Annotated in this window: 11 protein-coding genes; 3 read left to right on the top strand and 8 right to left on the bottom strand. The window is 63.2% G+C overall.

All coding sequences use genetic code 11. From position 1 onward, the window contains the following. Positions 1–231: 231 nt before the first annotated feature. The 3 genes from SAJA_RS14155 to guaA form a co-directional block, all read right to left on the bottom strand. The gene (locus SAJA_RS14155; RefSeq protein WP_123659328.1) at positions 232–639 is read right to left on the bottom strand and encodes a type II toxin-antitoxin system VapC family toxin; all 408 of its coding nucleotides are present in this window, start codon (positions 637–639) and stop codon (positions 232–234) included. Further along, positions 636–881: a DUF6364 family protein gene (locus SAJA_RS14160; protein WP_123659329.1), complete on the bottom strand. Its 246-nt coding sequence runs from the start codon at positions 879–881 to the stop codon at positions 636–638. Before SAJA_RS14160 ends, SAJA_RS14155 begins: the two co-directional genes overlap by 4 nt. Before the next feature lie 140 nt (positions 882–1,021). Then, the gene (guaA, locus tag SAJA_RS14165; protein ID WP_123659330.1) at positions 1,022–2,599 is read right to left on the bottom strand and encodes a glutamine-hydrolyzing GMP synthase; all 1,578 of its coding nucleotides are present in this window, start codon (positions 2,597–2,599) and stop codon (positions 1,022–1,024) included. Here guaA and SAJA_RS15185 point away from each other — a divergent pair. Next, positions 2,586–2,864, top strand: coding sequence for a hypothetical protein (locus SAJA_RS15185; RefSeq protein WP_184999912.1), 279 nt, complete (start codon positions 2,586–2,588; stop codon positions 2,862–2,864). The genes guaA and SAJA_RS15185 overlap by 14 nt on opposite strands. Before the next feature lie 269 nt (positions 2,865–3,133). Here the strand turns inward: SAJA_RS15185 and guaB are convergent, their stop codons facing one another. Continuing rightward, a complete protein-coding gene (guaB, locus tag SAJA_RS14170) occupies positions 3,134–4,600 on the bottom strand; it encodes an IMP dehydrogenase (protein ID WP_123659412.1) in 1,467 nt (488 codons plus the stop codon). A 129-nt stretch (positions 4,601–4,729) separates the two neighbouring features. On the opposite strand from guaB, the gene xseA reads away from it, so the two are divergent. Beyond that, entirely contained in the window at positions 4,730–6,106 is a 1,377-nt protein-coding gene (xseA, locus tag SAJA_RS14175) for an exodeoxyribonuclease VII large subunit (RefSeq protein ID WP_123659331.1), read from the top strand. A gap of 56 nt (positions 6,107–6,162) precedes the next feature. Further along, positions 6,163–7,233, top strand: coding sequence for an SH3 domain-containing protein (locus tag SAJA_RS14180; RefSeq protein ID WP_123659332.1), 1,071 nt, complete (start codon positions 6,163–6,165; stop codon positions 7,231–7,233). 130 nt (positions 7,234–7,363) lie between these two features. Here the strand turns inward: SAJA_RS14180 and der are convergent, their stop codons facing one another. The 4 genes from der to hisS all read right to left on the bottom strand — a co-directional run bounded on the left by der (position 7,364) and on the right by hisS (position 12,044). After that, positions 7,364–8,752 (bottom strand): ribosome biogenesis GTPase Der, encoded by a 1,389-nt coding sequence (gene der / locus SAJA_RS14185; protein WP_245963342.1) that lies wholly within the window; start codon positions 8,750–8,752, stop codon positions 7,364–7,366. 118 nt (positions 8,753–8,870) lie between these two features. Then, positions 8,871–10,046, bottom strand: coding sequence for an outer membrane protein assembly factor BamB (bamB, locus tag SAJA_RS14190; RefSeq protein ID WP_123659333.1), 1,176 nt, complete (start codon positions 10,044–10,046; stop codon positions 8,871–8,873). Then, on the bottom strand, positions 10,043–10,717 hold the full coding sequence (locus SAJA_RS14195; RefSeq protein ID WP_123659334.1) for a YfgM family protein: 675 nt from the start codon (positions 10,715–10,717) through the stop codon (positions 10,043–10,045). Before SAJA_RS14195 ends, bamB begins: the two co-directional genes overlap by 4 nt. A gap of 52 nt (positions 10,718–10,769) precedes the next feature. Further along, entirely contained in the window at positions 10,770–12,044 is a 1,275-nt protein-coding gene (gene hisS / locus SAJA_RS14200) for a histidine--tRNA ligase (protein ID WP_123659335.1), read from the bottom strand. Positions 12,045–12,062: the final 18 nt, after the last annotated feature.

Below are 12,062 nucleotides of genomic sequence, written 5' to 3' on the forward strand. Positions count from 1 at the left end.
GCGACAATTCTTTCCGAAACGTCGCTCGCTCGACCCGGTTCATCAATCTGAACTCGACAAAGCCGTCGAATTACTCAATCATCGACCTAGAAAACGGCTCAGCTATCGAACGCCCCACGAAGTGCTCACGCAGAATGGCCGCGTTGCGATTGGAACCTGAATCCACCCTCAGGGACAGAACCCTCAGGGACAGACCACGGTATTGGTCGTAGCAACCATGTTGCCGCCCGACTATCGGTTTTCAAAAAGATACTCCTCGGGCGTCAACGCCGGCGTCGGCGATTCACGAAAGTCACGAATATTCCGAGTGACAATATGGGTGCAGGCTAAAGACTCAGCCGTCGCGGCAACGACAGCGTCTTCGAAATCCGGCCAGTCCAACTTTCTAGCCGCTTCCAACTCGCGTCGAGTGGTACCTGCGACCTCAAAATATTTGAGCAGCCAGTCCACGACGCGATTTGCCGTGGCATCGGATTGGTGTCGCGACACCAGATAGTGAAGTGTGGTGAATGCGTGGGCAGACAGGCTTGCAGGTACATGCCCCTCGGTCACCCGGCCGATAACGGCGGCCGACGCCCCGTAGTGCGGCTCTCTTTTCTGCACGACATCGAGAACAACGTTTAGATCAATGAGAATCACCGGCTGTGCTTCGTGAGGCGACGCTCGTGCATCTCGGCATCGACGTCCATATCGGGCGGTAGCAGACCCGTTATTTCATCTAGCGCTGTCGGCCGCGCTTCGCTATCCAGTAGCCGCATGCGACGAAGATAGCGATCGATAACTTCAGTCACGCTCAGACCGTTCGCTTTCGCATAGCGTTTGACGAATTTTACGTCTTCAACCGGCAAACGAATCGTCAGCTTGGATGTTTCTATGGCCATTACAGTCTCGTACGGCTCGGATCAATAAACTGTACGGCATGTCTGGCTTCGCTGAAAGCCGCGCCTCTTTCCTGGCTACTAAAAAAGCCGCCTCGGTCTCAAGGCGCCTTTTAGATCAACCAACTAACTTGATAATCGCCCTACTCCCACTCAATCGTCCCCGGAGGCTTCCCGGTCACGTCGTAGACCACCCGCGAAATACCGCTCACCTCGTTCACGATTCTTGACGAGACGTGTTCGAGCAGGTCGTACGGCAGATGCGCCCAGCGGGCGGTCATGAAGTCGATGGTTTCGACGGCACGCAGTGCGATGACGTGCTCGTACCGGCGGCCGTCGCCGGTCACACCCACGCTGGAGACGGGCAAGTAGACGGCGAAGGCCTGGCTGACTTTGTCGTACCAGCCAGAGTTGCGCAGTTCTTCGATGAAGATGGCGTCGGCCTTGCGGAGCTTGTCGGCGTATTCCTTTTTCACTTCGCCAAGGATGCGCACGCCCAGCCCCGGGCCGGGAAAGGGATGGCGCATGAGCATGTCGCGCGGCAGGCCCAGCGCCAGGCCGAGTTCGCGGACTTCGTCCTTGAACAGCTCGCGCAGGGGCTCGACGAGGCCGAGTTTCATGTCTTCGGGTAGGCCGCCGACGTTATGGTGGCTTTTGATGACGTGGGCCTTGCCGGTGGCCGAGCCGGCGGATTCGATGACGTCGGGGTAGATGGTGCCCTGGGCGAGCCAGTCGATGTTGGTGAGTTCGGCAGCGTGGGCATCGAAGACTTCGATGAAGGTGTTGCCAATGATCTTGCGTTTGGCTTCCGGGTCCGCCTCGCCTTCGAGCTTGGTTATGAACTGGTCTTCGGCGTCGGCGCGGATGACGTTCAGGCCCTTGTGCTCGGCGAAGGTGGCCATGACTTCGTCGCCTTCATTGAGACGCAGCAGGCCGTTGTCGACGAAGACACAGATGAGGTTGTCGCCGATCGCCTCGTGGATGAGGGCGGCCGTTACCGAGCTGTCCACCCCGCCGGACAGGCCCAGCAGCACGCGCTGGTCGCCGACCTGCTCACGAATACGAGCAACGAGATCGTCGATGATATGCGCGCTGGTCCAGAGCTGGCCACAGCCACAAATCTCGTGCACGAAGCGCGCGAGGATGCGCTTGCCCTGGTGGGTATGGGTGACTTCCGGATGGAACTGGATGCCGTAGTAACCGCGTTCTTCATCGGCCATGCCGGCCAGCGGCGCGCTATCGGTGTTGGCGATGCGCTTGAAGCCGTCGGGCATGGCCTTGACGCGGTCGCCGTGGCTCATCCAGACGTCGAGCAGGCCGTGACCTTCGTCGTTGACGTGATCCTGGATGTCGGCGAATAGCTTGGAATGCCCGCGGGCGCGCACGCGGGCATAGCCGAATTCCTTGACCTCGGAAGTTTCGACCTCACCGCCGAGCTGGGCGGCCATGGTCTGCATGCCGTAGCAGATACCCAACACCGGCACGCCCAGCGCCCAGACCGCTTCGGGCGCCCGCGGGCCGTTTTCGGCGGTGACCGACTCTGGCCCGCCGGAAAGAATGATGCCGTTGGGCACGAACGCCTCGACGTAGCGATCGGCCACGTCCCAGGCATAGATCTCGCAGTAGACGTTGGCCTCACGCACGCGCCGGGCGATGAGCTGGGTGTACTGGCTGCCGAAATCCAGAATGAGGATCTTTTCGGCGTGGATGTCCTGGGTCATCGTGGTTTCCAAGCTCGGTGGTGATTCTTTAGGGCATTCATCCGCAGATTTCGCAGATTGCACAGATTCTGTCTCGGCGTTGAAATTCTTCGCCGGGCTGCTTCTATTTGAAGACATTTATCCGCAGATGGACGCAGACGAACGCAGATGGCGGTTGGGCTGTCGTGCCGATGCGCGTTTCGTGGCGCCTTGCGTGACGGGCTGCGCTTGGGCTTTTCGAAACAGCACTATGTTTTATATCGCCCTATTTCATCTTGTTTCATGATCGAGTGCCAAGTTCAGCCGAGCGCGTACGGGCCTGTGCATTGGCGTTCGACGTATCCTTCTGCTGACTTATTCGCGTTTATTCGTGTTCATTCGCGTACAAGATTTACTTTGAGTCGTGGTGACTAAGTCTCGTACACAATCAAGCCTTGTCTTCAATCTGCGGCCATCGGCGTTCATCAGCGGATAAAAACCGCATCTCCAAACCAGAAAAAGCGCAGAACGAGAGCCGAGCTGCGCTTTTTTCGGGTTCGTGAACAACAGCGCGGATCAGTCCACGCGGTAGTTCGGCGCTTCCTTGGTGATGTTCACGTCGTGGACATGGGATTCTTTCATGCCGGCAGAGGTGATCTGCACGAAGGTGGGCTGGGTACGCATCTCGGTGATGTCATGACAACCGGTGTAGCCCATGGCCGCGCGCAGGCCGCCGATCAGCTGGTGCACGATGCCGCCGAGCGGGCCCTTGTAGGGCACCCGGCCTTCAATGCCTTCGGGGACCAGTTTCTGGATCTCTTCGGACGGGTCCTGGAAGTAACGATCCGCACTGCCCTGATTGCCGCTCATGGCACCCAGCGAGCCCATGCCACGGTAAGCCTTGAACGAGCGCCCCTGGTAAAGCTCGATCTCGCCCGGGGCCTCTTCGGTGCCGGCGAACATGCCGCCGATCATCACCGCGTGCGCGCCGGCAACCAGCGCCTTGGCCAGATCGCCGGAAAAACGAATACCGCCGTCGGCGATGACCGGCACGTCGCTATCGGCGAGCGCGGCCGTGACGTTGGCCACGGCAGAAATCTGGGGCACGCCCACGCCGGCCACGATACGGGTGGTGCAGATCGAGCCCGGCCCGATGCCAACCTTCACGCCATCCACGCCGGCCGCGACCAGCGCCTTGGCGCCTTCGGCCGTGCCCACGTTGCCGCCGATGATCTGTAGCTGCGGATGCGTCTTTTTGAGTTCGCCGATCGTGTTCAGCACGCCGGAGGAATGCCCGTGCGCGGTATCGACCACGACCACATCCACACCGGCCTCAACGAGTGCGGCCACGCGCTCGAAGGCATCCGGGCCGGGGCCGACGGCGGCCCCCACGCGAAGCGAGCCGTTGCCGTCCTTGCAGGCGTTGGGAAAGTCGCTGGATTTCTGGATGTCCTTGACCGTGATCATCCCGCGCAGCTCGAACGCGTCGTTGACCACCAGCACTTTCTCGATGCGATGGGTATGGAACAACGACAGGATCTCGTCGCGGTCCGCGCCTTCCTGCACGGTGACCAGCTTGTCGCGCGGGGTCATCACCTGGGTGACCTCGGCATCGAAGCGCGTCTCGAAGCGCAGATCCCGGCTGGTGACGATGCCGATCGGCTGGCCATTATCGACCACCGGCACACCGGAGATACCGTGCGAGCGAGTCAGCTCGAGCACTTCGCGGATCGTGGCGTTCGAGCGCACGGTGATCGGGTCAGAGATAACGCCGGATTCGTATTTCTTGACCATGCGCACATGGCGGGCCTGTGCCTCGGCCGACATCGACTTGTGAATGATGCCGATCCCGCCTTCCTGAGCGATGGCGATAGCCAGGCTGGCTTCGGTGACCGTATCCATGGCCGCCGACACCAGTGGTATGTTCAGCGTGATACCGCGCGTCAGCCGGGTCGACAGATCGACCTGGCGCGGCAAGACATCGGAATACGCGGGCTGGAGCAGAACGTCGTCGAACGTCAGGGCTTGCTCGTTGATTCTCAGGGTCATAGGCTCACGCAGTGTGCGCGGTGACCGGGGGCGTTATCGTGCCCGTGCCGCCGCAAAGACCGCGGATTATACAGGCAAGATCGCACGCGATCACGCCCGGCCGTTCCCTATCAGCGAGAGCCCATGCGCCCAGGCGATCCGTCTACCGTCTTCACCGTCAGCGAGCTCAACAACGCCGCGCGCGACCTGCTGGAGCACAGCTTCGGCCTGCTCTGGGTCGAGGGCGAGATTTCCAATCTGGCCCGCCCGCGCTCGGGCCACGTGTATTTCTCGCTCAAGGACGGCACCGCACAGATTCGCTGTGCGCTGTTCAAATCCAAGGCGCGACTGCTGCGCGTGGCACTTGAAAACGGCGTGCAGGTGCGCCTGCGCGCACGAGTGAGCCTGTACCCGGCCCGCGGTGATTTCCAGCTCATCGTCGAACACGCCGAGGATGCCGGCGCCGGCGCGTTGCAGCGCGCCTTCGAAGAATTACGCGATCGGCTGGACGCCGAAGGCCTGTTCGCTGCCGCCCGCAAGCGCGCCCTGCCGGTCTCGCCCAAGCGTATCGGCGTGATCACCTCGGCCACCGGCGCGGCCATTCGCGATGTGTTGTCGGTGGCCGCGCGGCGCTACCCGCTGGGGGCGATACGTATTTACCCCGTGCCGGTTCAGGGCCAGGCCGCCCCCGCGGCCATCGTCAAGGCGCTTGCCCTGGCCAATAAACGAGCCGATTGCGACGTGCTGCTGGTGGTGCGCGGCGGGGGCGCGCTGGAAGACCTCATGGGCTTCAACGATGAAGCCGTTGCCCGGGCCATCGTGGCCTCGGCGCTTCCGGTGGTTTCAGGCGTGGGCCACGAAGTCGATGTGACCATTGCCGATCTGGCCGCCGACGTGCGCGCGGCCACGCCTTCAGCGGCCGCCGAGTTGGTCTGTCCGGATCTGAGTGCCGCCACCGAGCGTCTGCCGGCGCTGGAAGCCCGGCTTCGCCAGCGGCTGATTGGCCAGCTGGTTGCCGAGCAGCGGAGCCTGGTGCGTCTGAACGCCCGGCTGGAACGTCAGGCGCCACGTCGCCGCGTACAGATTGCCGCCCAACGATTGGATGAAGCCGAGCAGCGCCTCGCGCGAGTCGTTACCAGCCGGCTGCGCATGCATCGTCAGACTCTACAATTAGTCGAAGACCGGCTGGCGCGCACCCGCCCGGAACAGCGCATTGTGGCCGCCCGTCAGCGGGTGGCGGGCCTGCGGCAACGTCTTGATCGCGTGGGTGTTTCAAGGCTGGACAATGCCCAGCGCCGCCTGGCCGTGGCCATGCGCACACTGCACGGCGTCTCCCCTTTGCAAACGCTGGCGCGCGGGTATGCTATAGCTCGTGATGCCAACGATCAGGTGATTCGCGATGCCCATAGCGCATCGCCGGGTGACCGGATCGCCATCGACCTGGCCCGAGGGCGACTGGACTGCACGGTCGAGGCCAGCCGATCAGACCGAACGACACCGCAACAAACCGAATACCAATAATCGCAGCGTGCCGCGGGTGCGGCGCGTCCAAGTTCAAGGGGTTCAAACGTCAAATCATGACCACTTCGCTACAAGTTCTCACGACGCGCCGGGCGCTGGCGGCCTGTGCTATCGCGCTATCTCTGGGCATGGCCGGCTGTGCGACCGGTCCGCGACTGGTCACGCCGGAACCGCCGCCGATTCCCGAGGGCGGCCCGGCCGTACCGAGCGCCAATGCCTCGGTGCTCGACGCCGGCCAACAGGTGGTTGCCAGCACTGCCGCCGGCAAGATGAAGATCGAGGCGGGGCCCGGTCTTCGCCGCGTGTTCGCCTGGGACAGCCTGCGCCGCGGGGCGATCGTCAACGCGCGCAGCGACGGCTTTGCCAATGCACAAAATCCGGGCCTGACCTTCGACGGCACGCCGAAAGTCTGGGAAGCCGCCAACGGCGTGACCAAGCTGCGTTATGAAGAAGGCGTGCGCAATTACGACAACATCGACGATGCCACGATCTGGATGCAGATCCGTCGGCTGTACTTCGTTTACAACGACGACGGCCTGGTCCTGGGCTGGAACCGTGAAGGCGATGCCCTGCACGTCGAGCTCTGGCAGTTCCTGATCAACGGCGAAAAGCCCACCAGCATGCCGGATTCGCACAGCGATCGAATCACCCGCGGCCCGCTGGTCGTCGAGCCCCAGAAGATGTACCCGCATCTGGTGTTCAAGGACGGCCATACCGAAGAATACGACGCCGCAGCACGCGACAAGTACAACCCGGCCAGCGGTGCGGCGGCCAGTACCTGCAACGGCTTCCAGCAGACACTCAACGGCTGGTTCGGCTGGTTCAAGCAGTGCGATGTCCCCGCCCCGACCGACGAGGCCGACGACACGGCTGGCGTGGCGCCGGCACCTGCCGAGCCGGCACCGGCCCCCGAGCCCAAACCCGAGCCGGAACCGCAGAACGAGCGTGCCAGCATCAAGGGCAACGTGGTCAATATTCGTAGCGGCGCCAGCACGAATAACTACGTCAAGTTCCAGGCCAAGAAAGGCGATGGCGTCGAGATCCTCAAGAAACAGAACGACTGGCGCTATGTGAAGTTCGACGACGGGCGTACCGGCTGGGTCGCCGACTTCCTGCTCACCCAATAGGCCGTATCTTGACGCGGCGCGGCAAACCGCCGACGCCGCGTCATCGACGCTAGATATCATTTCGGCCAGACAAAAAAAGCGGCGCTCATGGAGCGCCGCTTTTTTTATGCGGATTACATGGCCCGCACGCTCAACGACGCGGCTTGCCTCGATCGCGGTCCTTGCCGCGGTTGTTCGAGCGCCCGGCATACGGGTTGTCGCTGTTTTTGAACACCAGCTGGATCGGCACACCGTAGAGATCGAACGCTTTACGGAATTGATGCGTCAGATAGCGCTTGTACTCGGCCGACAGACGCTGGGTCTGGTTGCCGTGGATGACGATTGTCGGCGGGTTCTGCCCGCCCTGGTGAGCAAAGCGCAGCTTGATGCGCCGGCCGTGGATGGCCGGCGGCGCGTGGCCTTCAACCGCGGCCTCCAACGCTCGCGAGAGCCGCGGCGTGGACAGTTCGGCAAACAGCGCGCGATGTGAATCACCCACCGCGCCCAGCAGATCATCCAGGCCGGTGCCGTGCAGGGCCGAGATGAACACCAGCGGCAGGAAATCGAACGAGCCCATGCGCTCGACCAGTTGGGCATGGAGCGTGAGCCGCTCTTTTTCGCTCAAGCCGTCCCATTTGTTGACCGCGATGACCGCGGCCCGGCCGCGCTCGACGGCCAGATTGAGCAGACGAATATCCTGGGCCGACAGGCCGTTCACGCCGTCGATGATCAACAGCACGATCTGGGCCTGCTCCGCGGCCTGCATGGCCTTGACCACGCTGATCTTCTCGATGTGATCGTCCACGCGCGCCCGTCGGCGCACCCCAGCAGTATCGACAATCACATAGGGCTTGTCCTTGAACATGAACTCGCTGGCCACGGCATCGCGCGTGGTGCCGGGCGCGTCCTGGGTCAGCATGCGATCGTCACCCACCAGCCGGTTGACCAGGGTCGATTTTCCGGCGTTGGGCCGGCCGAGCACGGCCAGGCGAATTGCATCGGCCCGATGGGCGGTGACCGTGGCCCGCGGGGGCGGTAGATCGGTGAAGACCTGCTCCAGCAGCAGACGGATCCGATCGCCGTGCTCGGCCGATATCGCCCACGGATCACCCAGGCCCAGCGCATGAAACTCGGCCGCCGCCGACACGCTGGTCTGGCCCTCGCTCTTGTTCACCGCCACGAAGACATGCGCACCGCGCCGGCGCAGCTGTTCGGCGATCGCTTCATCGCCGGCCATGATGCCCTGGCGGAAATCCACCACTAGCAGCACGACATCGGCCTCGGCGAGCGCGGCTTCGGTCTGTGCCAGCGCGCGGGCATCGATATCTTCATCGTCCTGGCCGATACCGCCGGTATCGACCACGATGAAGCGCTGCCCGGCATGGGCACCGTAGCCATACTGGCGGTCACGTGTGACGCCGGGCTGATCGGCCACCAGCGCATCGCGCGAGCGCGTGAGTCGGTTGAACAACGTGGATTTGCCGACGTTCGGCCGGCCGACGAGGGCCACCACGGGCAGCGCTGCCCCGGTTTCGGACATAAGAGAACTCTTGGATTGGCCGGGCTATGAACGAACAAACCCGGCAGACGCGACCGCGCATGCCGGGTGTGTATTATCGACGAGCTGTCGCGCGGCGTCACGCCGCGCATGGCCCGCGCTATCCGTTATTGGGCACGAAGCGTACCAGTGCCAGCTCGCCCTCGGCGCCCAGAATAAGCGCGCGGTTGTCATCGAGAACCACGGGCTGTGCGTTGATGGCCTCGCCGATCGGATGCCCGCGGGCGATCTCGTCGCCGTTGTCGGCTGACAGCCAGTGGACATAGCCCTCGTAATCACCCACGACGACATTGCCATTCATCACCGCCGGCGCCGATACCGAGCGATAGCCCAGCGTGTCGGTCTTCCATTCGGTGTCACCGGAGTCACGAAACAACGACCACACACCGCCGTTTAGATCCGTGGCGTAGACATGGCGGCCATCGATGGCCAGATTGCCCTCGGAGGCGATGTCTTCTTTCCAGCGCAGCTGCCCGCCCTCGCGTTGCAGGGCCACGAGCGCGCCGCCGGCGCTTGCGACATAGATCGTATCGCCCGTGATCAGCGCGTTGCCATCGACATCCACGATCCGCTCGAGCTCCGAGCGCCCGCTGGGCAGCGCGACCGTCTGCAGCCAGCGCTGCTCGCCGGTCGACAGATCAAGTGCGAGCAGCTTGCCGCCGTCGGTGCCGACATAAACCGTCTGATCCACGATGACCGGCGTGGCCGTGCCCCGCAGCGTCAGGTTCGGCACGTTGGATTCGATGGTCCACAGCCGCTCACCCGTCGCCAGATCCAGCGCGGCCACACGGCCATCCACCGTACGCGCCACCGCGATATTGCCGGCGGCTGTCGGGGCAGAAAGCACCTCACTGGCCAGACTGGTCTGCCACAGCGTCTTGCCGTTGGCGGCCGATACGGCCACCACGTCGCCGTCGCGCGTGCCAATCAACAGCGTATCGCCGGCCAGGCCGGGCCCGGCTACGAACTGGTTGTCGGTGTTTTCGTGCCAGACGCGTTTGCCGTTTTCCAGCCGGAACGCGGCCACTTCGCCGTCACGGTTGGCGGTGTATACCAGCCCGCCCCCGGTCGCGGGAACGAATCCGCTTTCAAACTTGCCGCTGCCCTCGCCCGAGTTGCGATGCCAGAGAACCTGCATGTGATAGGCAGGCGCGTTGAGCTCGGTCAGCGGCTTGGGCTGGGCGATGCTCGAGCCCCCGCCACAGCCCGTGAGAAACAACGCACTCGCGGCCACAGCCAGGGCGGCGGGCCAGACGGTTTTAGACAAATACTTCATGACGGGGTCTTGTCCGACGGGGTCAAGGGTTGCGTATCGGCCGTATCAAGCGGTGCCGCGGCACTGGCTTTTTCGACCAGCGGCTGGCGCGCCACGTCCTGCGGTAGCGTGTCCAGCGCGCTCTGGTACGCCTTGTGGGCGGCACGGCGATCGCCCTGGGCCATATGGATATCTCCGGCCAGCTCGTTGTACAACGCATCAAATGAGCCCGGATGGTCATCATCCAGAAGCGCAAGTGCTGCCTTGGCATTATTCTGTGCCCATTCGACGCGGGCCGCACGAACGCCGGCGATCGCGCGGATACCGGCATCGTTGGCGTTTTCGTGTGCCCAGGTCAGCCGCTCGCGGGCTTTGTCGAACGCATCCTGCTGCACATAATAACGCGCCAACGACATCGCGCCGGCCGCGGCATAGGGCGTGCCGCTGTAATCATCCTGCAGCCGGTCGACCTCGTTGACCAGGCCGCCGGTGACGTTATCAGCTTGGATGCCGGTGGCCACCTGGGCATACAGTTTGGCGGCCTCGGTGCTTTGACGGGTTTGGTACCAGTCGTAGCCGTACCAGCCGCCGATCAGCACGATGCCCACGATGATGCCGACAATGGCCGGGCCGGCGTTGTTCTGCCACCAGCGTCTGGCGGTGGCCAGCTCTGCGTTGTCGTAATCGGCCATGCAATCCCCTTGTTGGACTCGAGTCGGCGCGTGCTACGCGCGATTCCTTGTTTTAAGCGTCGAGTAACGACGCGATACGCTCGGCCACGCGATCCAGAGCGACGACTTCCTGATCGCGATCATCCTTGAGCGGCTTGATCTGAATGGTATCGCCTTCGGCTTCATCGTCGGCGAACACCAGCGCCAGACGGGCGCCGCTTCGATCCGCTTTCTTGAACTGTGACTTGAAACTGCCGCCCCCGGCATGCACCCGCAGCCGCAACCACGGCAGACCGTCGCGCAGCGATTCGGCCAATGCCGGTACCGCAGCACTCGCCCGCTCGCCCTGATAGACCAGATACGCGTGCGGGGCGATGTCGTCGACCGGCACATCCTGGGCCTCCATGAGCGCGACCACACGCTCGATGCCCAGCGCGAAACCGGTGGCCGGGGTGGCACTGCCCCCCAACTGCTCGACAAGACCATCGAAACGCCCGCCCGAGCAGACCGCATTCTGGGCGCCCAGGTCATCGGTCAGCCATTCGAAGACCGTGCGCGTGTAATAATCCAGCCCGCGCACCAGCCGCGGGTTGATCGTGTAGTCGATCCCCAGCGCCGCGATACCGTCACAAAGCCCTTTGAAATGCGCGGCCGATTCCTCGCCCAGATAATCGGTCAACGTGGGCGCGCCGGCGATCAGCTCGGCCAGGTCAGGGTTCTTGCTATCGAGTATCCGTAGCGGGTTGCGATCGAGCCGGCGCTGGCTATCGGCGTCCAGCGTTTCATGGTGCGCCGAAAAATAAGCGTGCAGCGCATCGCGATAGATCTGGCGTTCGGCCGGCGTGCCCAGCGTGTTGATCTCGAGCCGCAGGCCGGTGATGCCCAGTTTCTTGAACAGACGCGCGGAAATCGCGATCTGTTCGATATCCACATCCGGGCCGGTCTGACCGAAGGCCTCGACGCCAAACTGATGAAACTGACGCTGGCGGCCTTTCTGTGGCCGTTCATAGCGGAACATCGGCCCGGCGTACCACAGCCGCTGTGTCGCGTTATGCAACAGACCGTGCTGGATACCCGCGCGTACCGCACTGGCCGTGCCCTCCGGGCGCAGCGACATGCGTTCGCCGCCGCGATCCTCGAAGGTATAGAGCTCTTTTTCCACGATATCGGTGGTATCACCGACGCCGCGCTCAAACAGCCCGGTATGTTCCATGATCGGCAAGCGGATCTGTTCGTAGCCATAGGCTGCAAACGTTTCGCCGGCGATACGCTCCAGCGTCTGCCATCGTGCGTTTTCGGCCGGCAACACATCGTGCATGCCGCGGATCGACTGGATACGCTGACTCATCGCGAGAGAGGTCCTTGA

The sequence above is a fragment of the Salinisphaera japonica YTM-1 genome, assembly GCF_003788585.1.
Classification (GTDB): Bacteria; Pseudomonadota; Gammaproteobacteria; order Nevskiales; family Salinisphaeraceae; genus Salinisphaera; species Salinisphaera japonica.

Coding starts and splice junctions, on each gene's coding strand:
- SAJA_RS14160 (WP_123659329.1), bottom strand. CDS start 881: ATGGCCATAGAAACATCCAAGCTGACGATTCGTTTGCCGGTTGAAGAC.
- SAJA_RS15185 (WP_184999912.1), top strand. CDS start 2,586: ATGTCCTGGGTCATCGTGGTTTCCAAGCTCGGTGGTGATTCTTTAGGG.
- guaA (WP_123659330.1), bottom strand. CDS start 2,599: ATGACCCAGGACATCCACGCCGAAAAGATCCTCATTCTGGATTTCGGC.
- xseA (WP_123659331.1), top strand. CDS start 4,730: ATGCGCCCAGGCGATCCGTCTACCGTCTTCACCGTCAGCGAGCTCAAC.
- SAJA_RS14180 (WP_123659332.1), top strand. CDS start 6,163: ATGACCACTTCGCTACAAGTTCTCACGACGCGCCGGGCGCTGGCGGCC.
- der (WP_245963342.1), bottom strand. CDS start 8,752: ATGTCCGAAACCGGGGCAGCGCTGCCCGTGGTGGCCCTCGTCGGCCGG.
- bamB (WP_123659333.1), bottom strand. CDS start 10,046: ATGAAGTATTTGTCTAAAACCGTCTGGCCCGCCGCCCTGGCTGTGGCC.
- SAJA_RS14195 (WP_123659334.1), bottom strand. CDS start 10,717: ATGGCCGATTACGACAACGCAGAGCTGGCCACCGCCAGACGCTGGTGG.
- hisS (WP_123659335.1), bottom strand. CDS start 12,044: ATGAGTCAGCGTATCCAGTCGATCCGCGGCATGCACGATGTGTTGCCG.